We start from the raw sequence: 21,194 nt of genomic DNA on the forward strand, positions 1-21,194 counted from the left end.
AAATGCTTAGCATAGTAGTTTTTACCTTAATTATATTCATGAGGTTTACTGAAAAAATCCACAGCAAATTTCCGGAAATGTATAGCTGCTTGCGATAAAAAGTGCTTTCTGCTCCATGCGATGCCAAAAGAGCGTTGACATAGTGGTTCTGTTATTTTTAATTGAACAATTTCTGTATTTTGACTTCTTCTGCCTAAGGAGAGAGGGAGGGTGAAGGTGATTCCTAGTCCCATTTCTACTAGGGTTTGAATGGCGCTTACTTCTTCAAGCTCGAACGTAATTTGAGGTTCAAATCCAGCTTGTCGGCAAAATTCATCTGAAATTTCACGGAAATTATATCTAGAAGATAAAGAAATGAAATTCTCACCTGCAGCTTCTATCAAAGAAATACTCTTTCGATTAGCAAAGCGATGATTCTTGGGCACAGTTAAACATAATTCTTCTTCTGCTAAGGTAAGCCACTCGATATCTGGTCCGGTAACAGGTGTAGATGATATGCAAAAATCAATCGCTGCACTCTCTAAATCATTTCTCATTTCTAACGCAGAGCCGAGCTGACGTTGGATGATCCGTACATACGGATGAAGGGTAAGAAATTCTTTTAGTAAAGTGGGCAATACATACGGGAGTGTGGCCGCAATGGAAATTACACCATGTTCAAGTCCAGCCATATCTGTGAGCTCACGCTGTCCTTCTTCAAGTTCCATAAAAGCTTGCTCGACACGTTGCAGATAGGTTTTTCCGAATTCGTTCAATTTTATATTTCTGCCTTGTCGCTCGAATAAGGGAACACCTAAGTTTTTCTCTAAACGCTGTATGGAATTACTAAGGGAGGGCTGAGATACATTTAATTCTTTTGCGGCCTTAGTCATGTGTTCATGGCGTGCAACTGCCTGAAAATATTGAAGCTGAAGGAATTCCATAACAAAAACCTCACTTTACTTATAACTCTAATGTGATCTATCGATCATATAATATGTATTTTACTTAATTAATTTTCAGTCCTATACTATTGTAACATATAAAAAGTTATAGGTAGGATGGAGAGAGTCTGTTGTGATTAGAGAGAAAATATGGACCCGGAATTTTATTGTTGTTTGCTTAAGTAGTTTTTTTATGTTCCTGACCTTTTACATTCTGGCAACTGCATTCCCGTTATACGTAAAGGAAAGCTTACACGGGAATCAGCAGCAAATGGGGTTAGCGATTACTATCTATGTAATAGGGGGAGTATTGATCCGTCCTTTTTCGGGACAATGGGTCGATAAATTCGGCAAAAAGAAAATGGCGGTTATTGGGCTAACCATATTTCTAATCGCCTGTATTGGTTACTTCGGATCTAATGGGATTGTATTATTCCTGGTAATTCGTTTCCTTCACGGAATGAGTTATGCTGTTGCATCGACAGCTACTAGTACAATAGCCTCGACGCTAATTCCTTATTCACGTCAAGGAGAAGGCATCGGTTATTTTAGCATGTTTATGAGCATTGCTATGGTCATTGGACCCGCATTGGGTCTTTTTCTCTGGAAAGATGAGAATATTAATGTACTACTGTTAGGCGTGTGTGTGATTGCCGCTCTCTCGCTGTTATTCACGTTAGGTGTTCGGATGCCAAAAGAAGATAAGGCTAACGTTATTGAAGCTGTTAAGGAACCTGCTAAGACGCGAAAAGGGCTTCGCTGGAGAGACGTAATCGAGCCGAAAGCCTTGCCGATATCACTTGTCGGATTTACGCTTGCTTTTTCCTACAGCTCCTTGTCTGGATTTATAGCTTCTTTTACGAAAGAAATTCATCAATCACAGCTAACTGGTTATTTTTTTGTGGCTTTTGCAATTATGATTGTATTGTTTCGCCCGGTTATAGGTAAAGTATTCGATAAATATAATGAGCATATTCTCATCTATCCCGGAATTCTAATCTTCGCCGTTGGATTGCTTAGTTTAAGTCAAGCTCGGTCTGGTTTGATGTTAATGATGTCTGGTGTCATTATGGGAATTGGATATGGTGCACTTATGCCATGTTTCCAGACTCTTGCGCTTAAATTAGCGGCTAAAGATCGTAGAGGTAGTGCGAATGGGACCTTTTTCTTGTTATTTGATTTGGGTTATGGAGCGGGCTCCTATTTCATGGGTTTAATTGCTTCTTATACGGATTACCGAATGATGTATGAGGTTGCAGGGGGAGTAACACTTCTTTCGCTTGCTGCGTACTATTTGCTTCATCATGTACCTCAGGCCAAAGCTAAGCTGCACATACAAAAATCAAATATAGACGTTGTATAAATAGATGGTCTTGGCTGTATGATATAATTATTAGAAAAAAATATGGGGAGAACTGTATGACTACAATCATTGATAAAATTGCATGGATTCATATTCAGAATGGACAAGTTTTGTGTGCGCGTTCCAAAGGGAAAGATACCTATTATTTGCCTGGAGGAAAAAGAGAAGCTGGAGAAACAGACGAGGAGACGCTCGTGCGCGAAATCGAGGAAGAGATCTCTGTTCGTATTAAACCAGAAACCATCTCCTATTTTGGAACCTTTGAAGCGGAAGCTCACGGTAAAGAGGAAGGCGTCATAGTTAAAATGACATGTTATATCGCGGATTTTGAAGGTACACTTAGTCCTGCGTCGGAAATTGAAGAGTTATCCTGGTTATCTTATAAGGATAGAAATCGTGTTTCAGTTGTTACACAGATCATTTTTGATCAATTGCATGAGCATAAATTACTTTCCTAATCCACAATTTAAAGTTCTGAAAGCCCGTTTTAAGCCTAAGAGATGGCTTGAGGCGGTCTTTTTTTTGAAAATATACGAAAGGCTTATAGGGGCAACAACATCGTTTATTTTGCTTTGGGACAGATGTCCTTTTTTAAAGGCCTGAATTGCTTTTTAATATGTAAGAGATCGAAGTTGAGGAGAGAGAGAAATGAGAGGAATTATATTTGCGTTTTTAGCGGGGGCTTGTATCACTCTGCAAGGAGTATCTAATGCTCGAATTAGTCAAGATATTGGGACTTGGCAAGCTGCGACAATTACACAGTTAACAGGATTTATCATGTCGTTACTAATCCTCTTATTTGTTAGAGATGGGAAATGGCAAGGAATAAAAGAAGTAAAACCATTATATCTAATTGGCGGATCTTTTGCCGCAGTCGTTATTTTCAGTGAAGTCACTGCCATTCAACAGATTGGCGTTACTTTTACTATATCGACATTGCTGATTGCACAGCTATGCTTGACCTTCTTAATTGATATTAAAGGCTGGTTTGGGATGGAAAAACGACAAATGAGACTCCCACAGTTTATTGGGATAGGGTTGATGATTGCGGGAGTAGTGATTTTGAAATTCTGAGAATACAATCAACAACTGGAGGAGTTACGTTATGATTTTTGGGTTAATATTAGCGCTTGTCGCGGGTTCATTCGTTAGTTTACAAAATATTTTTAATACGAAGGTTAATCAAAAGGTTGGATCTTGGGCCACAACGACGTTAGTATTAGGGTTGGGTTTTCTGGCTTCCTTTATCATGAGTCTTATCTTTGAAGGCGGCCGAATATTTACTTTGCGAAATATGGAGCCTTGGTACTGGATCAGCGGATTGATCGGGGTGGGTGTAGTAATCTGTCTCGTGCAAGGCACCAAACGTCTTGGGCCAACCTATGCGATCTCGATCGTATTAATCTCTCAGCTTGGGTTTGCTTTATTGTGGGATTCCCTCGGCTGGTTAGGGCTTGAAAAGGTTCCATTCACCTGGAAGCAGTTGGTCGGAGTACTCGTGATTGTTGGCGGTATTCTAGTGTTTAAGCTAGGTGGTGCCCGGGAGACTCAAAAGTCGGCTTAATTTATCCTCAGACTCATGTTTGTCAAAATAGAAGTGATGGCAGTCACACGAGAGTGAAAGCAAATCAATCTATACTTTGGGAAAGTAGTAACTCAATTATAAATAAGGAGCAGATCATCCAATGTTCATACAATTGAACTCTCTAACTACAGAAAAGTTAAATGAAAACCTTGGTGAACGACCAGGTTATTTTAAATTGTTCTTCGATACAGAGGGCTGTGGTTGTAATGGCGTGATCGTAATTCAGATTATTAGTGAACCCCATGCTACAGATATTGAAGTTCAGAAAGAGCCCTTTACTTTTTTTGTGGACCGTCAACAGGAATCTTTATTTGATGAACAGATGCGACTTGAAGCAGATGAGAATTACCCGTCATTCAGATTAAGTAGTGATTCGGGCCTGTTAGGAAGCAATATTCGAGTAAAAGATATTCGCTGAGTAGAGCACTGCTACTAAAAACCAGAGCATTTGAGATCATCTCTCAATGCGCTGGTTTTTTAAATTTCGTTCCTATATATGGCACTTGCAATTCGTTTCTTACCCATTGGGTTTTTTCATAAAAGCTATATGGTCTATTTTGCTGTTAACCAGTGTAATTAACTGTTCTGCCATATAGCTCGCCGAATATTTGAAATTGACTTCAGCCCAGTGCATAATGACACCTACTGTAGCAGACATTTGGTAACTCAACATAATTTCATAATCCACAGGAGCAGCATCAGCTTCTATCTCAATTCGCATATCCTCACGCATGGATTCCCGTAAACGGTCGAACAGTTCAACAGTCATTTTCCCTCGTTCCACTGCGGATAAGGCTAAAAACTCCGCTTTATGCCCCTCAATATATTCGAACAGCTGCAGAATGGAAGGGAAGACCTCCGTTGCCTCAATACGTTCCAATCCCTCATAAGGGTCTAATAGCGCCTCACCAATACCCTGTAGAAATTCATCATGTATTTCCTTAAGCAAAGCCTCTTTACTCTCAAAATGCTTATAAAAAGTCCCTCGATTGTAATCCGCTCGATTAGTCACGTCCAAAATCGTAACTGAATCATAACTATTTTCCAATATTAGCTCAACGAATGCAGATTTCAGAGCTTGGCGTGTTCTTCTGGTTCTTCTGTCTTCATGTTCTTCCTGTATCAAAAAAACTACCTCCAGCTATGATCTTTTTATCGTTCATTTATAGTTCTTACTTTAAAAGTAACAAAAGATCAGCTAATGTTCAAGATTTAGACATAAGTAAACACGGAGAGCAAGTATGTTGGTTAGGCGACATTACTTAAAATTCTGATTATTGAATAGGTTAACTAATGGGGTGTACTCTAGTAATAGAGATAGGTTATCCCATCTCCTAAGACTATAATATATAGCCAATTCATAACAAAGGATGCGAACATACAATGAGTGAATCAAATGTAAAAACTGCTGTAATTACTGGAGCTGCAGGTGGAATAGGTAAAGAGCTTGCCCGTCGATTGTCTGATCGTAAACTGAATCTTGTACTTGTCGATCTGAATGAAGAAGCGATAAAAAATGTCATCCAAGATTTAGGCTTAAATGAATCTAACTCTTTAGCTGTAGCTGCGGATGTCTCTAATGAAGAAGACGTTCAGAATTATGTTAATAAAGCGATAGAGAAATTTGGAACCATTGATTATTTTGCAAACAATGCCGGAATTGAAGGTCCAGCAGGTCAAATCGAAGAGCTTAACGTTAAAGCACTTGATCTTGTATATAACGTCAATGTACGTGGTGTATTTCTTGGACTACACTATGTAATTCCTGTGATGAAAAAACAAAACTCAGGCGCTATTCTGAACACTTCTTCTCTGGCAGGACTCATGGGTGCACCAGGCATGGCCCCTTACATTATGTCTAAGCATGCTGTAATTGGTCTGACTCGCGTAGCTGCAAATGAGCTTGCACCACTTGGTATTCGTGTTAATGCGGTACTCCCAGGAACGATCAATACACAAATGATGCGTAAAATTGAAAATAATTTTGGAAGCGCAGAAGAATACAAGGCAGCTAACGAAGCTGCAACACCTATGGGACGCTACGGAGAACCGCAAGAGGTTGCCGCTGTGATGAACTTCCTTCTTTCGGATGAGGCTTCATTCGTAACGGGTTCTCTATATACAGTCGATGGTGGTATGATAGGTCAATAATGCAAGCTGATTTCGATCATTAAGGATACTTCAAATAAAGGATTGGGCCTGTGCGTCAAGCATTGGGTCCAATTCTTTTTTATTTAGGATACCCGGATCGGATTTTATAATAAGCAATTTGCTGAATTATCTTATAGAATATACAAAGGGGATTTAATCTTTTTAAGTATTGATCAGTGATTTAGATAAATTGTTGGCGAGGAGTGTTCATATGCATGAATTATCTCAACAGGATTTTAATGAAGTGAAACCGTTACTTACAGGTGCTCCTATTCATCCTGAAATTCTCTCCATTATCGAGGGAAATAATCCGGGCTGGATTTTTGTAGATCAACTTGTAACACCAAAAAGCGCGTTGGTATGGAGTAAGGGGATGCAAGGATTTTATATTATAGGCGATCACACCAATGAGTTATTTATTAAGAGCTTAGATAGTTATATATCCAGTCATATTGCACCGAGGATGAAAAAGCTTGGGCTGGAGTATTTTGAAGTCTCAGGTCAACACAATGAATGGAATCTGGCATTGATGTTTCCTTCTAGGAAGCTATATCCTTTTGAACAAATGGTGTTCAAGTTATTCCACAAGCCCGTTGAGTCCCTTAATAATGCGATTAGAATTATAAATCTTAAAATGCTGGACTGGGAGGACTTAGATCTAAAGAATATAGAATTTGTACATGATAATATTGATTTATTCTGGTCATCGAAAGAAGACTTTAGGGCAAAAGGCTATGGATATGCTGCTGTTGAGGGAACTGAGATTATGGGTGTATGTTATTCTAGTTTCGTTACGGAGGATACACATGCTATCGGAATTGAAACTCTCTCCAAGTATCGGAATAGAGGAGTGGGGACTCATTTAGCGGCCTTAGTAGCGGAGGATATACTTACAAATGGTTTTACACCTTACTGGGACTGTTCATTAGATAATGAAGCTTCCCAAAAGCTAGCTCTCCGTTTAGGATTTCAGCAAATTCATCAATATAAGTGTAGTGCTTTTTCAATATGACGGTTTCGCAAATTATTAGGTTAGGATGAACATTATGAGAATATTGCTCGTAGAGGACGATAGAACGATTGCTTCAGGACTTGAATATTCCTTGCAGCAGGATCATTTTGAAACTATTTTATGTTATGATGCAACCTCTGCTAGGAGGGTGTTGGCGGAGCGGTTATCTGAAGTAACACTTTGCATTTTTGATCTCTCTCTACCGGATGGCAGCGGATATGATCTGTGTAAGATCGTGAAGGAGCGGAGCGATATTCCGGTCATCTTTTTAACTGCGATTGATGACGAAGTTAATGTAGTGATGGGACTTGATATGGGAGCAGACGATTACATAACTAAGCCATTTCGGATTCGCGAGCTGTTATCACGCATTAAATCGGTGTTAAGGAGATATAACAAGCAGGCTCAAACTCTATCTAATTTTGAACTAGAGAATATACGGATTAATACGCTTGAAGGAAAAGTTTATAAGAACGGCGATGAAGTTCTGCTAACAGCATTAGAATATCGTCTGCTTCTGATATTTGCTAATCATGTGGGACAAGTCCTTTCCAGAAATCAGTTGTTAGAGCGGATTTGGGATGTCGCCGGAGAATTTGTAAATGATAATACATTGTCTGTGTATATTAAACGCTTAAGGGAAAAGTTAGAGGATAACCCGCAAGAACCCACATTGATCAAAACAGTACGCGGTTTAGGGTATAAGGTTGGTGATTAGATGTTACGAAACAGAGAATTTAGATGGTTATTACTAACGATGTCTACGATCAGCCTTCTGGCGATTATAGGAACGGCATTTATTTCATCAGCAGCGATGGGGATCACGGCGGTAACTTCAGTTCTGCTTATAGGTTGTTGTTTATTATTTACCCGCTGGAGATACCGCGAAATTGAGAAGCTTTCAGGGTATCTACGTCAAATTAGCAGCGGTAATTATTCGCTCGATGTTCGTGATAATCAGGAAGGCGAGCTTAGTATCCTGAAAAATGATATTTATAAGGTGACGTTGATGTTATCGGAGCAGCGTTTGCTTTTGCAAGAGGATAAAATAAAGCTTACCAATGCGATCTCCGACATCTCCCATCAGCTCAAAACACCACTTACCTCCATGACCGTGATGGCAGATTTATTAAGTGATCCTGATCTGGACGTTGAGAAAAGAATAGAATTTACGCGGAAAATCAGCCTTCAGCTCGATCGAATTGGCTGGCTGGTTTCTTCATTATTAAAGTTCTCAAAGATCGATGCCGGAACCATTCAATTCAAAAAAGATTCAATAAAAGTAAAGAAGCTTGTTCAGAAATCTATGGAGCCCATACTGATTCCAATGGATATTAAAGAGCAACGGATCCAAATCGAAGGTGAAGACGCTACCTCATTTATAGGCGATTACAATTGGACAACTGAGGCGATGATTAATATTCTGAAAAACTGTGTAGAGCATACACCTGCTGGGGGAGAGATTGCGATTTCTTTTGCAGAAAACACGCTGTTCACGGAAATTGTCATTACTGATAATGGCAAAGGAATTCCTAAAGCAGAGATCCCCTTTATTTTCAAACGATTCTACAAGGGTACAAATGCAAACGAAGACAGCGTTGGAATTGGACTTGCCTTGGCGCAAAGTATTATCACTGAACAAAACGGCACGATTGATGTGGTGAGTGAAGTAGGAAAGGGTACACAATTTCGGATCAAATTTTACAAGCAAGTGATTTAACACTTATGGCTTAGTGACTAGAATGTCACTTAAGAGTCACTGAAGAGTCATTGTAGACAGATATACTGGTCTCATCAACAAATGGGGGTCTAACAATGGATATTTTAAAGATTGAACATCTGTCTAAAACATATGGTAAAGGCGAGACCGCAGTAAAGGCTCTGGATGATGTATCTTTTTCAATTAAAAAAGGTGAATTCGTAGCGATTATTGGACCATCCGGCTCAGGAAAATCAACGATTCTGCATTTATTAGGTGGGGTGGATAGACCGACAAGCGGTAAAGTATTTGTAGATAACACGGATATTTATGATTTGAATGAAACACAGCTGGCGATCTTTAGACGCAGACAAATTGGTCTTATTTATCAGTTCTATAATCTCATACCGGTGCTGACGGTTGAAGAGAATATCACACTTCCGTTGCTGCTCGATCAGCATAAAGTGGATAAGAAGCAATTTACAGATACCGTGAAGGCGTTAAATTTGGAAAATCGTTTAAACCATCTGCCGAATCAGCTATCAGGCGGACAGCAGCAGCGGGTATCCATAGGCAGAGCATTAATTAGTAACCCTGCAATTATGCTGGCAGATGAGCCAACTGGTAATCTTGACAGCAAGAATAGCAGTGAAATTATTGAATTATTAAAAATGTTTAATAAAACGTATAATCAAACACTGATTGTGATTACTCACGATGAACGTATTGCCTTGCAAGCAGATCGGGTCATTACTATTGAAGATGGAAGGATCGCTAAAGATGAGGTGATTCGTCCGTGAATATCGTAAACAAATTAACTATAAGACATTTGAAACAGAATAAGCGAAGAACATTGGTAACTATCATTGGAGTTATCATTTCAGTAGCTATGGTAACGGCTGTGGCGACGTTAGGTTTTTCTTTTATGGAATTAATGAAGAAGCAAAGTATCTCTACAAATGGAGAATGGCATGTCCAATATAGAAATGTTACTAAAGCTCAGCTCAAAGCGATTGAAACAGATGATGCGACAAAAGCCCTAGTGATCTCCAACGATCGTGGCTACGCCCCTTTAGAGGGTGGGAAGAATGAGAATAAACCCTATTGGTATATCAAGGAATATAATGCAGCTGGTTTTAAACAATTTCCGATTGAACTGCTGGAAGGTAGACTCCCGAAGACAAACCACGAAGTAGTCATTTCTGAGGAGATTGCAAAGAATGCAAAAGTCTCTTACAAGATTGGTGAAACTTTAACGCTTGATGTGGGTGAACGTGTCACTAGCGATGATGAAAATAGTGGCCAACCCCTATCTCAGAATGAACGATTACGGACTGAAGAGGATACCCTGCTTGAAAAGATTATTCATAAAAAATCAATGAACTATACGATTGTGGGAGTGATAAAACGTCCTACTTGGGAACCAACATGGTCTCCGGGTTATACTGCCATAAGTTATGTGGATGAAAGCATGATTGGAGCAGCTGAAAAAACCACAGCGACGGTTGTATTAAAAAAGGTGGACAGCTCCATATACAAGCATGCAGAGGAATTGGCAAAAGAAAATAAGATCGAGTCGATCTCTTATAATAATAGTCTGCTCCGCTATTATGGTGTGACGAATAACGATGGCTTACGTAACACACTTCTTTCATTGTCAGTAATTATTATGGTTGTGATTATCATTGGTTCCGTTTCTTTAATCTATAATGCTTTTGCGATCTCTGTCTCGGAGCGTGCACGACATTTAGGGATGCTCTCCAGTGTAGGGGCTACAAAGTGGCAAAAGCAGAATTCAGTGTTTTTTGAAGGAATGATTATCGGTTTAATTAGTATTCCAATTGGGATCATTTGTGGTATAGCAGGCATCGGGATCACTTTTATGTTTATCAATTCGATGATTCAAGATGTATTAGGGATAACTGAGAGATTAACGTTGATTGTTACACCTCTGTCTCTACTAACCGCTTGTTTAGTTTCAATACTGACAATTTTTATATCCACCTATCTTCCAGCCAGAAAGGCTTCAAAGATCTCGGCAATTGATGCGATCAGACAAACAACCGATGTTAAGCTCTCAGGTAAAGCGGTGAAAACATCCAAGTTCGTGCGCAGATTGTTTGGTATTGAAGCAGAAATTGGTTTGAAGAATTTAAAGAGAAATAAACGCAGGTACCAAGCAACCGTGTTCTCACTTGTCATTAGTATTGTTTTGTTTTTATCTGTATCAGCGTTCACTTCTAATATGAGAAGGTCGGTAGAACTCTCACAGGATGGTTTGAACTATGATATTCAAGTATATATGGGGACTGAGGACGCTCAAAAAGTGGACCGGTTGACGAAATCGATATCCAAATTACCTAATATAACGGAATATAATGTGACTAGGGAACTTAGTGTGAGTTCATGGATTGATGAGAAAAATATGGCGAAAGAATTGCAAGAGATTGTGCAGGCGGATAAGAGTGTTCTAAAGAACGGGAAATATCCTTACTATATTCAGATCTTTGCACTAAATGAACAGAGTTTGAAAACCTATGCAGAAACGGTCGGTATAAATTATGAACAACTAACGAAGCTTGATCAGATGACTGCTATTGTGAATGATACGGTTACCTTTGAGGATGAGAAAGCCAAAAAAATTGTTGAGACCAAAACTTTTCACTCTGAAGTCGGCCAAAAGCTTGAGCTTATTTATACGGATTGGGATACCAAAAAAGAGACGGATTTATCACCAGTAAAAATTGTCGCTTTAACTGATAAACGTCCAATGGGAGTACATTCAGCAATGGTTGGTGGAATAAACATCATCGTCTCTGAACAAGTCTTCGATAAACTAACAAATGATGCGATGAGCAAAGATATTCAAAGCCGGCTTAACTTGAATAGCACAAACCCATTAGCAACACAACAAGCCATAGAGGAAATGAAAGAGCGGAATATCTATGTTCAAAATGTGTATCAAAATAGACAAAATAGTGAGCAGATGATCATGTTAATGTCTATTTTCACCTATGGTTTTATTGCTTTGATTACTTTAATATCAATTGCGAATATTTTTAATACGATATCAACTAGCATATCTCTTCGTAAAAGAGAGTTTGCGATGCTGAAGTCTGTGGGCATGACGCCAAACGGTTTTAATAAAATGATTAATTACGAAAGTGTTTTTTATGGAATAAAGTCACTACTATATGGGCTTCCGATTAGTATCGTTATTATGTACTTGATTTATAGATCAATGATGAGCAGCTTCTCTTATGGATTCACACTTCCGTGGATGAGTATCTTGTGTGTCATATTGGCAGTGTTTATCATCGTTAGCGCAGCCATGTTATATTCAAGCTCAAAAGTGAAAAAAGAGAACATTATCGATGCATTGAAACAGGAAAATATATAACTATTACCCCAACATTGCCGCGTTTAACGCGGCTTTTTTGTGTCATATCTGACACGTTGGTATGTAAATTCTTATAAATTCCTATGATATAATGTACACAATTGAATTGAACAGATTATAACCACGAGGTAGGTGTCAACGAATTGAGAACAGTTGTCGTGATTGGCGGGGGAATTACTGGATTGTCTACCGCTTACTATTTACAGAAATCTATAGAGCATAACAAGCTAGATGTAAAAATCATTTTGGTTGAAGCCAGCGATAGACTGGGCGGCAAAATCAGAACACTAAAACAAGAAGACTTCATTATGGAGTCTGGGGCAGATTCTATTGTCACCCGTAAAACGAATGTTGCACCTCTGATTGAAGAGTTGGGTATACAAAATGAGGTTGTATATAACGCGACAGGAATATCCTTTATTTATACAGAAGGTAAACTGAAGCAAATTCCTAAAGATGCAGTCTTTGGCATTCCGCTCAGTATGGAGTCGCTTGCTACAACAGAACTGATCTCAGCTGAAGGAAAGGTTGAAGCACTCAAAGATTTCTACACTCCCAATAATAAGTTTACGAAAAACGATTCCGTGGGTGATTTTCTAGAAGCTTTCTTTGGAAAAGAACTTGTCGAGAAGCAAATTTCACCGGTTCTTTCAGGTGTATATTCCGGGAAGCTAAGCGAACTTACAATTGCCTCATCGCTGCCTTATTTGATTGATTATAAGAATGAATACGGCAGTATTATTCAAGGCTTATCCGCAAATAAAGCCAAATTTCAAGGGAATGGTGATAAGAAGTTCATGTCATTCAAGGGAGGTGTATCTGCCTTGATCGACTCTATGGAAGAACATCTTTCTAATTCGGAGATCATCAAAGGGATTCGTGCCGAAAGAATTGAGAAGCGTGGAGAGCAGTACCAGGTAACTTTGGCAGATGGACGAATCATAGACTCCGATGTTGTCGTACTTGGAACGATGCATTCTACTGCACAAGCGCTACTTCAAGACGAAGAACTAAATGAAGATTTCAATCAGTTATATAATAGTTCTATGATTAGTGTATATTTAGGATTTGATATCCCCGACAGTCAGCTGCCTGCGAATGGCACAGGGTTCATCACTGCCAACAGCGATGATGTTCTATGTAATGCGTGTACGTGGACAAGTCGCAAGTGGGAGCATACGTCAGGACAACAGCGTCTGCTTGTCAGACTCTTTTATAAAAGCTCAAACCCTCATTATGATTCGTTGATCAAGCTATCTGAAGAGGAACTATTGAAGGTGGCTTTGAAAGATATACAGACCAGTCTCGGGATAACAGGACAGCCAGCTACCTACGATGTGACCAAATGGCATGATGTAATGCCAAATTACCATAAACTTCATCATCAAATTGTAGTATCCTTAGAGAAGAAGATGACAGACAGGTATCCTAATGTTATCCTTGCTGGATGCTCCTATTATGGTGTAGGCATTCCAGATTGTATTGCGAATGGAGAAAAAACAGCAGAGCGTATTTTGGAACAAGTAATTACACATTAAAAAGGAGGGTGTACAATCGTGAGAAGATTAGCGATCAGCTCTATGCAAAGTCTAGACTTATAAACAACGGCGGTTGTTTGTATAGAGCGAAAAATTGATTTTACCGCTAGTGCAGTGTGCATGGGTTGTTTAAAGAATAGACTTTGCTACCTTCAAACTCATAAAAAGTTTAAGGAGCAGAGCGATTATGAAATATGTAAATGCAGATACGATTTTCCCAAAAGAATTATTAGAGGAAATTCAGAAATATATCAACGGGGGTATGGTTTATATCCCTAAACCTGAAGAATCACATGTAAAATGGGGCGAAAAGTCAGGGAGCAGAAAATACTTAAGATCTAGAAACATCGAAATCTGTCTAAGGTTTGCTGTGGGTGCAACGGTTGACCAGCTTTCAGATGAATATTGCCTATCTAGGGATAGTATTAAGAAAATCATTTATTCAAAAAAATAGCTTATCATCCAAAAAAACCACGTTAGAGGAAACTCTGACGTGGTTATTGGAATTTAATTATAATTTAATCTGAAATACCATACTTTTTCCGATATTTATTGATCCCATCTACAAACTGTCCTTCATACTTCACGCCTTCTTCCATCTTTTTATTTGCGGCATTAATAGCTGTACTAGAAACCTTTGTTTTGTATAGTGCTTCTTTCATCATTGTCATTGCTTCTAATTGCAACTTAATCGCTTTTAAGTAGATTTCATGTAACGCCTGCAATTCTGTATTGGGTGCTTTAATCTTTTTCGCCTCTATTACCAACTTAGTGTAATTAGGAATGATCACATTATTAAAAGCTGTATAGCGTTGTTTTCTATTGTTACCTGTATCTATTCTGTTCTTTACATATGCCTCAGAGGCAATTTCGTCAAATTTAAAAATCGCTGCTATTTGATTAGAATAGGTTGTGAAATCTATTACTTCTTGTGGCGTTTTCATCTTTTCTTCATAATCTGCCTCAGATAGAACGGTAATAGGGAATCTTTCTTCAGACCAACCAGGAATGTTGAAGACTACTTCTGCAGAACCTTCTTGAACTCCTGTAATAATATAATCTGAGTAACCATCCAATTCAATGGTAAGTATAGATTCATCAGAAACTTCAGGTGTCAATTTTGCATATGTAAGACTGGTCATTTCAGCTAGTAAGCGAACTTTTATTTTTGTGGTCCCACCCACGGGAATAACATCACTAGATAAAGTAATACTCGCTTCGTTGAGCAATTTCTTATCAGCAGCAAACACAGTGGATGGCATTAATAGAGCAATAACCATAGTGCATAGTATCAAATATCGACCAAACCTTTTCATTTTCAATCATCCTTATCTATTGATTTTGTATTTACTGGTAGCAATCTCGTCTTCCATAAACTTACTATTCCTCCCTGAGTTTTACTATAAAGTGTTTCTTCTCAAATACCAACTACTTTTTGTGCTTTAAATCTCTATACATCGATTGGGAATGGATTACTGAATTAAATGAAGTCAAATATAAAGATAGATAGGGCGACAACCTGTATTTTTTGATACAAGTAGTAGCCCTATCCATTAAATATGTAATGCTATACGATTTGTTTATTCATATTCAAAGAGGCTTCAAATGCATCAATTATATACAGGAATCGTTCTGCTTCTCGAAATACATGATCCGCAAGCAATGGATGGATGATGCTCTTTATTCGGCATTCCTCAATAAGATCACGTGCCGTTTTCTTAAAGTCACGGAGAGATTTAACTGAGACTTTATTCTCGTCAAGTTGCTGACTGAGCAGGGGTTTGGTTTTCATTAATAATTGCGTCTGATAAAAGATCTAACCTACCCTGATTCAGTTCTTCCAGTCGATTTCGAAAATAGTTGGCTTCCCCACTGACATGATCCACTAATAAGGGAAAGTTCGTTCCGCCTGGAAGCTTACATTGTAGAATTAGACCTAGTATTTTCCTTTTAAACGCCCAGATATGTGAAGCTGCACTATGAACTTCCTCATTAAACTTCCATATTACTGCTGGATCAGAATCCACAGTGAATCCGAGTGATTTATTCTCTATGGCTTCGAATGTGGCATAGAAATGGTTTGCTTCATTAAATTGTTGCGTGTCTTCACAACGAAACCCAAGGTTTAAGAAAAAAAGAGTGTTCTTTGATGATTCGTGACCAGAATCTTATTTCATCTAGAGGTCTCGAAACAAAAGGATCCGGCATATCTGAGTACCCCCCCCATTTTCATACAATTATAATCTGCGTGAGGTTTATACTATATCCGCAAAAGTTAAGACGAGTATATAGAAGTACAGTAGGTACGCTTAACTTAATTATCAAATATAAATGGTGACATTATATAAAAAATAATTCTAATCGAATATGGCATATAACTAGAGTGAGGTCCTAATTATACTGAGAAAAGAAGTAATTATTGAGAAGAAATTGTGGAGGTATGATGGAGATTAAGCTTGTTCCAGTAACCATAATATTTGAGTGATCTCCATAAATATATTCAGGAATTCGACAGAAGGTAAGGAGGGAACGACATGAATATTACAATAACCTTAACTGACAGTGCCTCGAAGTTTATTATTAACAACCTTTACCCACTATACTTACACGATCTATCAGAAATATGGGGGACGATTCCTAATCGATATGGGATATTCGAGGAGGACGAGACACAGTCACTGCAGGAACAGAATAAAGTCTTCGACATTTGGTGGGAGAAAGCTGGCATTTTGTATCCTTATTTAATAAAAGAAAATGATATTCCAGTAGGGTTTGCATTAGTTGCTACACCACCATACACACCGTCTGCTTGTGAATTCTATTTGAATGAATTTTTTATTCTACGGCCCTTCCGTGGTAAGGGGATCGCTGAATATGCGGCTAAGGAAGTCTTTAAGCTTCATTTGGGTAACTGGGAGCTGCAAACGAATCCCACGGATACAAATAGGAGAGCACAGCATTTTTGGAGGAAAACTTTAAAAGAATACACTGGTGATAGTTATTTAGAGGAATGCGGGAAGTCATATGATGATGAATTAAAGATGATTTTTACATTCAATAACCAAACAAAATTATCGAATCCATAAAAGGGGATTTCGAAGTTATGTTTAAGATTTCATTCTTAAAAGCGAAAGCTTATAAGTACAATTGACTGCAATATTTGGTAGCTTTAGTGCTTGGAATGGATGCTATCACTATCGAATAGGTTTAATAATAAAAGCCGATCTAACTATCGTAGTTAGATCGGCTTTTGTTGATCTTAGCTATTTGATGCGTTTAACTTGCAAATATATGCTTACCAATTTTTAAGTTTTGCGGACGTGACCAAATCCATGCACTAGTTGCTGTATCGGGATTGAAATAATAGATTGAATGGTTTGTCGGGTCCCAACCTCGAACAGCATCAAGAGCAGCTAAATAAGCTGTCTGATTTGGTGTAAGCCAATACTGGCCGTCAGATACGGCTGTGAAAGCTCCTTTTTGGAATACAACTTCTTTGATATTGTCAGGAAATTGACTAGATTGTATACGATTCATGACTACTGCACCCACTGCAACTTGTCCAACATAAGGCTCACCGCGAGACTCACTGTAGATAACTTTAGCCAAAATATCCATTTCATTAATATTAAGCGTGTGTTTTTTTAAAATATTCCAAGTTTTTGTCCCCGAAATCCCATCAGCGCTTATGCCATAGGCCTTTTGAAATTTAGCAACCGCTGCTTTCGTCTGTGATCCGTATACCCCATCTAAGGGCTCAGTATAGAAATCAAGGGTTTTTAATCTATATTGTAGATCCCATACATCTCCTGAAGAACTTCCTATGGTTAATACCGGAGCTGCATTAGCAGAACCGATCATAGTAGCCATGCTCACCAGACCCAAAAGAAGCAACAAAGTGAATATTTTAGTCTTCATTATAGCAGCCTCCTTTCAGAAAACATTATAAATATAGTTTAAGCATTGAGACAATACTCATTTAATGGAAAATAAATTACTGTTTTACAAACTGTGAATCCTTAGTTCCGTTTGTGATTTTCTGAAATGGGTAAAATAATACTTATAGGCAGATAAAATTTCGGAGGTCTTTTATATGAAAAAGCAATTATTTCTACTAGTCGTCGCAGCTGCTTTCAGCTTAAGTGCTTGTAGTAATGACAATAGCTATGGCAATCAGATGTCTTCTAACGATACACAAATGGAACATAACTCACATTCAAGTTCAGATGAAGTTCCAAAAGATCTGAGGGTAGCGGAGAATCCTACTTACAAAGAAGGAAGTGAAGCTGTGATCCAAACTGACCATATGGAAGGGATGAAGGGAGCCATTGCGACAATTGTGGGAGCTTATGAGACGACAGCATATAATGTTTCCTATAGACCTACTACAGGAGGTCAGCCGGTCACAAATCATAAGTGGATTATTCATGAAGAAATAAAAGAAGCAGAGGATATATCCTATCAACCAGGCTCAGAGGTCATTATGGAATCTGATCATATGAAGGATATGAAGGGTGCAACGGCTCAGATTAACTCAGCAGAAAAAACCACTGTCTATATGATTAATTACAAACCTACTACGGGTGGAGATGAAGTGAAAAATCATAAGTGGGTAACAGAAGATGAGCTTTCACCTGTAAAATAATAGATCAACACAAAAACTGCAACTTACTCAGTTACGCATGAGTACGTTGCAGTTTTTGTTGTTTTATAGTCAGTTTCAAAGTAATTTGCGGTTAGGCTTTATCCACTGCAAGTTTTGAAGATTTCATGTTTGACGGGTCCTGTTCAGCTTCTTCAGGAACTGGCATTTGGTTAGAAGTACGAAGTGGAAGCTCCTTCAGGAAGAAGACAAGCACGAAAGCTACAACAAGCACAATGGTCCCGGTTAAGAACACGGATGATAATGTCTGTCCTAAAGCGTCACGGATACCCTCAATCATTTGTAAGAAGACAGGCTGCACATCGGCTGGCAGACTAGCTTGAGTCTGTTCAAGCAATGGTTTGTTCATTAATGCCTGTGGATTAGCGAAGGAGAGCATTTGCTCAGCAAGTTTTGGATCAATCTGTGTGAAATCCGGTGCTGATGACGATTGCAGAGCTTCCTTCAAGTTTTTGGTAAGACTATTGGACATAACGGTACCCATGACTGCGATACCGATCGTACCGCCTAAATTACGGAATAATTGTGAGGAGGCCGTTACTACACCCAGTTCGGTGTGTGAAACCGCATTTTGAGTAGCTAGTGAGAATACTGGCATCCCCAATCCCAACCCAAGACCAAACACAATCATACTTAGGACAGCCATCGGTACATTATTCATAAATACCATAATTGTCATACCAGCAATCATAATGGGTATTCCAATTAATGCGTAACGTTTATACTTCCCTTTTTTCGCCATCTTTTGTCCGGTAAGGGCACTGGCTACAACCATAACGATCGACATTGGCATAGTAACATACCCTGCATATGTCGCGGAGATCCCCAGAACACCTTGTACGAAGAAGGAAAGATAGATCATAGCTCCCATCATACCGAAGTTCATAATAAAACCAATAATATTAGATATGGTAACTACACTATTCTTAAATAGATGAAGCGGAAGGATTGGATTTTTAGCTTTGGATTCGACAAAAATAAAGAGAAGTGCCGAAACGACAGTTCCCGCCAACAGGCCGAGAATTTGCGAAGAACCCCAATCATATTCTGTACCTGCCCAGGTGAAGGCAAGCAGTAGAGGCACGATGGTGGTTGTCATTAGCAAGGAACCTAAATAGTCGATGCTGGTTGACTCCCCGCGTTTGCCTTTAGGAAATAAGGTAAGAATCATGACGAAGGCTACTACACCTAGCGGTAGGAAGATCCAGAACAGCCAATGCCAATCCATATTGTCAATCAAAAAGCCTCCAAGCGTTGGTCCAAGCACACTGGAGAAACCGAATACGGCCATCATCAACCCCATCCATTTACCACGTTCACGCGGAGGGAATAAGTCACCTACAGCAGTAAATGCGGTGGATTGAATAATACCTGCACCTACCCCTTGAATCCCACGATAAATGATAAATTGATAAACATCGGAAGATGTTCCTGTCAGAAAAGCCCCAACCATAAATAATAGAATACCTGCTAATAGAAAGGGTTTACGTCCGAACATATCAGATAACTTACCGACAAGAACGGTTGCTATTGTTGATGTTAATAAATAAATGTTAATAGTCCAAGTATAGTAATCCATGCCATCAAGAATTGCGATTATACGCGGCATAGCAGTACTTGTAATTGTCTGATTAATCGCTGCGAACAGCATTGCAGCCATAATAGCTATCATAATACTAAGTTTTCGTTTGCTGGATAAATGTTCCATTCGATTGTTTCCCCGCCACTTTTTAAATTTTATCTCTTGTCTAAATCAGAAATTATAACTGCGAAAATTCTTCTTAAATGCTCAATATCTTCATCGGGCAGTATCTTAAAGTAAGATTCCATAAGTTCTTGATGGCGTTCCTGCACCTCTTTAATCGTTGCTTCTCCTTTCTGCGTAATGGTGATGTGTACCACCCTTCGATCATCCTTGGCGCGTTCCTTATTTACGTAATCTTCAGCGATTAATTGGTCTGTTACGCCTGTAATTGCTGCTGAGGTAATACCAAGAGCTGCAGCAATCTGTGATACGTTTTGTGGACCGTTCTTAGATAAAGTCCTGAGGGTCTTGAACTGTGTAATATTTAGGGGGTAGTCTTGTTTGTTCCAATCTTGAGAGATTCCTTTTAAAAAGGATTTGAACATAGTAGAAATCTGAAGAAAATCTTCATTATTAGCCAAATCACGCCTCCTAAAGTTATGAAATAGGGCGGAATAAGTAATTCCATTAAATTTTAGATAACAACTAAATGATTAACTACTTAATTATTAAAGCGTGAAACAATATATCATCCTTTTTTATATCTCGTCAAGAAAAGGTTTGTTTTTTCGAATGAAATAGAGTGGGTTGATAATATATATAGGGAAAGGATCGGGGGAGTTTATATTGAGAGAATGGGTTAAGCATCAAGATCCAAACAATAAGTACGGTGCAAAGTTCACTTTAGGCGATAGAGCTGTAGAGTTACCCCAAACGGCGATTATCTCAGTAACACGAGGAGAAAATTTCAATATATTCAGAATTATGATTAATGGAACTATTAATAATTTCGTTAAGAAGCAACTTCAGAAAAATGAAAATCTCCTATATGCTGAGCTCTCTGGACAACTTCAGGGAGGTGTCGGGCAGACTATAACGGTGTGGAAAAAAGGAAGCTCCATGAATAATTTCAGGAAAAAAGGTGCACATAAATTTGCTATGAGATTTTTTTCATGGGTTTTTTATGGCGGGAAAGTACAGGCTTACTTTTTAACATGGAAAATCTCAAACTCAATTCCTGAAGATAATGAAATTAAAGAAATAGTGAAAAAATATGGGAAACATTATGACGGTGGGAAATTATTAAAATCTGCGCAACAACCTCCCCTGAAATAA

General features: G+C 38.6%; 22 protein-coding genes and 1 pseudogene. 16 read left to right on the forward strand and 7 right to left on the reverse strand.

Annotation, left to right across the window (positions count from 1 at the left end):
- Positions 1 to 26 precede the first annotated feature (26 nt).
- On the reverse strand, positions 27 to 923 hold the full coding sequence (locus NSQ55_RS14225; RefSeq protein WP_076184522.1) for a LysR family transcriptional regulator: 897 nt from the start codon (positions 921 to 923) through the stop codon (positions 27 to 29).
- Positions 924 to 1,056: 133 nt separating this feature from the next.
- On the opposite strand from NSQ55_RS14225, the gene NSQ55_RS14230 reads away from it, so the two are divergent.
- The 5 genes from NSQ55_RS14230 (at position 1,057) to NSQ55_RS14250 (ending at position 4,289) form a co-directional block, all read left to right on the forward strand.
- Positions 1,057 to 2,286 carry an MFS transporter gene (locus tag NSQ55_RS14230; protein WP_036678069.1) on the forward strand — a complete coding sequence of 410 codons (1,230 nt, stop codon included), beginning with the start codon at positions 1,057 to 1,059 and terminating at the stop codon, positions 2,284 to 2,286.
- Between the two features lie 56 nt (positions 2,287 to 2,342).
- Positions 2,343 to 2,744, forward strand: a complete 402-nt coding sequence (locus tag NSQ55_RS14235) for an NUDIX domain-containing protein (RefSeq protein WP_248548222.1) — start codon at positions 2,343 to 2,345, stop codon at positions 2,742 to 2,744.
- 190 nt (positions 2,745 to 2,934) lie between these two features.
- A complete protein-coding gene (locus NSQ55_RS14240) occupies positions 2,935 to 3,360 on the forward strand; it encodes a DMT family transporter (protein ID WP_076280686.1) in 426 nt (141 codons plus the stop codon).
- A 31-nt stretch (positions 3,361 to 3,391) separates the two neighbouring features.
- Positions 3,392 to 3,850, forward strand: a complete 459-nt coding sequence (locus tag NSQ55_RS14245; protein WP_339174120.1) for a DMT family transporter — start codon at positions 3,392 to 3,394, stop codon at positions 3,848 to 3,850.
- Positions 3,851 to 3,971: 121 nt separating this feature from the next.
- On the forward strand, positions 3,972 to 4,289 hold the full coding sequence (locus tag NSQ55_RS14250; RefSeq protein WP_076125818.1) for an iron-sulfur cluster biosynthesis family protein: 318 nt from the start codon (positions 3,972 to 3,974) through the stop codon (positions 4,287 to 4,289).
- A 99-nt stretch (positions 4,290 to 4,388) separates the two neighbouring features.
- Here NSQ55_RS14250 and NSQ55_RS14255 read toward each other — a convergent pair whose 3' ends face one another.
- Positions 4,389 to 4,997: a TetR/AcrR family transcriptional regulator gene (locus NSQ55_RS14255; RefSeq protein WP_076184524.1), complete on the reverse strand. Its 609-nt coding sequence runs from the start codon at positions 4,995 to 4,997 to the stop codon at positions 4,389 to 4,391.
- A gap of 257 nt (positions 4,998 to 5,254) precedes the next feature.
- Here NSQ55_RS14255 and NSQ55_RS14260 point away from each other — a divergent pair, with 257 nt between their 5' ends.
- The 8 genes from NSQ55_RS14260 to NSQ55_RS14295 all read left to right on the forward strand — a co-directional run bounded on the left by NSQ55_RS14260 (position 5,255) and on the right by NSQ55_RS14295 (position 14,125).
- Positions 5,255 to 6,022, forward strand: a complete 768-nt coding sequence (locus NSQ55_RS14260) for an SDR family NAD(P)-dependent oxidoreductase (RefSeq protein ID WP_076184525.1) — start codon at positions 5,255 to 5,257, stop codon at positions 6,020 to 6,022.
- A gap of 211 nt (positions 6,023 to 6,233) precedes the next feature.
- The gene (locus NSQ55_RS14265) at positions 6,234 to 7,034 is read left to right on the forward strand and encodes a GNAT family N-acetyltransferase (protein WP_339174125.1); all 801 of its coding nucleotides are present in this window, start codon (positions 6,234 to 6,236) and stop codon (positions 7,032 to 7,034) included.
- Positions 7,035 to 7,068: 34 nt separating this feature from the next.
- Positions 7,069 to 7,752 carry a response regulator transcription factor gene (locus NSQ55_RS14270; RefSeq protein WP_339174128.1) on the forward strand — a complete coding sequence of 228 codons (684 nt, stop codon included), beginning with the start codon at positions 7,069 to 7,071 and terminating at the stop codon, positions 7,750 to 7,752.
- Positions 7,753 to 8,754: a HAMP domain-containing sensor histidine kinase gene (locus tag NSQ55_RS14275; RefSeq protein WP_339174131.1), complete on the forward strand. Its 1,002-nt coding sequence runs from the start codon at positions 7,753 to 7,755 to the stop codon at positions 8,752 to 8,754. It begins immediately after the preceding gene.
- A 95-nt stretch (positions 8,755 to 8,849) separates the two neighbouring features.
- The gene (locus tag NSQ55_RS14280) at positions 8,850 to 9,533 is read left to right on the forward strand and encodes an ABC transporter ATP-binding protein (RefSeq protein ID WP_076280380.1); all 684 of its coding nucleotides are present in this window, start codon (positions 8,850 to 8,852) and stop codon (positions 9,531 to 9,533) included.
- Positions 9,530 to 12,133, forward strand: a complete 2,604-nt coding sequence (locus tag NSQ55_RS14285) for an FtsX-like permease family protein (RefSeq protein WP_339174132.1) — start codon at positions 9,530 to 9,532, stop codon at positions 12,131 to 12,133. The genes NSQ55_RS14280 and NSQ55_RS14285 overlap by 4 nt, the downstream gene beginning before the upstream one ends.
- A gap of 143 nt (positions 12,134 to 12,276) precedes the next feature.
- Positions 12,277 to 13,671: a protoporphyrinogen oxidase gene (locus NSQ55_RS14290; RefSeq protein WP_339174135.1), complete on the forward strand. Its 1,395-nt coding sequence runs from the start codon at positions 12,277 to 12,279 to the stop codon at positions 13,669 to 13,671.
- Positions 13,672 to 13,858: 187 nt separating this feature from the next.
- Positions 13,859 to 14,125, forward strand: coding sequence for a CD3324 family protein (locus NSQ55_RS14295; protein WP_076184530.1), 267 nt, complete (start codon positions 13,859 to 13,861; stop codon positions 14,123 to 14,125).
- 64 nt (positions 14,126 to 14,189) lie between these two features.
- Here NSQ55_RS14295 and NSQ55_RS14300 read toward each other — a convergent pair whose 3' ends face one another.
- On the reverse strand, positions 14,190 to 14,987 hold the full coding sequence (locus tag NSQ55_RS14300; protein ID WP_076184531.1) for a hypothetical protein: 798 nt from the start codon (positions 14,985 to 14,987) through the stop codon (positions 14,190 to 14,192).
- Positions 14,988 to 15,238: 251 nt separating this feature from the next.
- Positions 15,239 to 15,879 (reverse strand): annotated as a pseudogene (locus NSQ55_RS14305) (DUF2935 domain-containing protein).
- 326 nt (positions 15,880 to 16,205) lie between these two features.
- Between NSQ55_RS14305 and NSQ55_RS14310 the strand changes: the two are divergent.
- Positions 16,206 to 16,757 (forward strand): GNAT family N-acetyltransferase, encoded by a 552-nt coding sequence (locus NSQ55_RS14310; protein ID WP_076184532.1) that lies wholly within the window; start codon positions 16,206 to 16,208, stop codon positions 16,755 to 16,757.
- 190 nt (positions 16,758 to 16,947) lie between these two features.
- On the opposite strand, the gene sleB is transcribed toward NSQ55_RS14310, so the two are convergent.
- Positions 16,948 to 17,541 carry a spore cortex-lytic enzyme gene (sleB, locus tag NSQ55_RS14315; protein WP_248548334.1) on the reverse strand — a complete coding sequence of 198 codons (594 nt, stop codon included), beginning with the start codon at positions 17,539 to 17,541 and terminating at the stop codon, positions 16,948 to 16,950.
- A gap of 223 nt (positions 17,542 to 17,764) precedes the next feature.
- Between sleB and NSQ55_RS14320 the strand changes: the two genes are divergently transcribed.
- Positions 17,765 to 18,316, forward strand: coding sequence for a YdhK family protein (locus NSQ55_RS14320; protein ID WP_339174138.1), 552 nt, complete (start codon positions 17,765 to 17,767; stop codon positions 18,314 to 18,316).
- Between the two features lie 91 nt (positions 18,317 to 18,407).
- Here the strand turns inward: NSQ55_RS14320 and NSQ55_RS14325 are convergent, their stop codons facing one another.
- On the reverse strand, positions 18,408 to 20,042 hold the full coding sequence (locus NSQ55_RS14325) for an MDR family MFS transporter (protein WP_076184535.1): 1,635 nt from the start codon (positions 20,040 to 20,042) through the stop codon (positions 18,408 to 18,410).
- A 29-nt stretch (positions 20,043 to 20,071) separates the two neighbouring features.
- Positions 20,072 to 20,500, reverse strand: a complete 429-nt coding sequence (locus NSQ55_RS14330) for a MarR family transcriptional regulator (RefSeq protein ID WP_036678010.1) — start codon at positions 20,498 to 20,500, stop codon at positions 20,072 to 20,074.
- A gap of 205 nt (positions 20,501 to 20,705) precedes the next feature.
- Between NSQ55_RS14330 and NSQ55_RS14335 the strand changes: the two genes are divergently transcribed.
- The gene (locus NSQ55_RS14335; RefSeq protein WP_339174142.1) at positions 20,706 to 21,194 is read left to right on the forward strand and encodes a hypothetical protein; all 489 of its coding nucleotides are present in this window, start codon (positions 20,706 to 20,708) and stop codon (positions 21,192 to 21,194) included.

This window comes from Paenibacillus sp. FSL H7-0943 (genome assembly GCF_037963265.1).
In the GTDB taxonomy this organism is placed as follows: domain Bacteria; phylum Bacillota; class Bacilli; order Paenibacillales; family Paenibacillaceae; genus Paenibacillus_AQ; species Paenibacillus_AQ odorifer.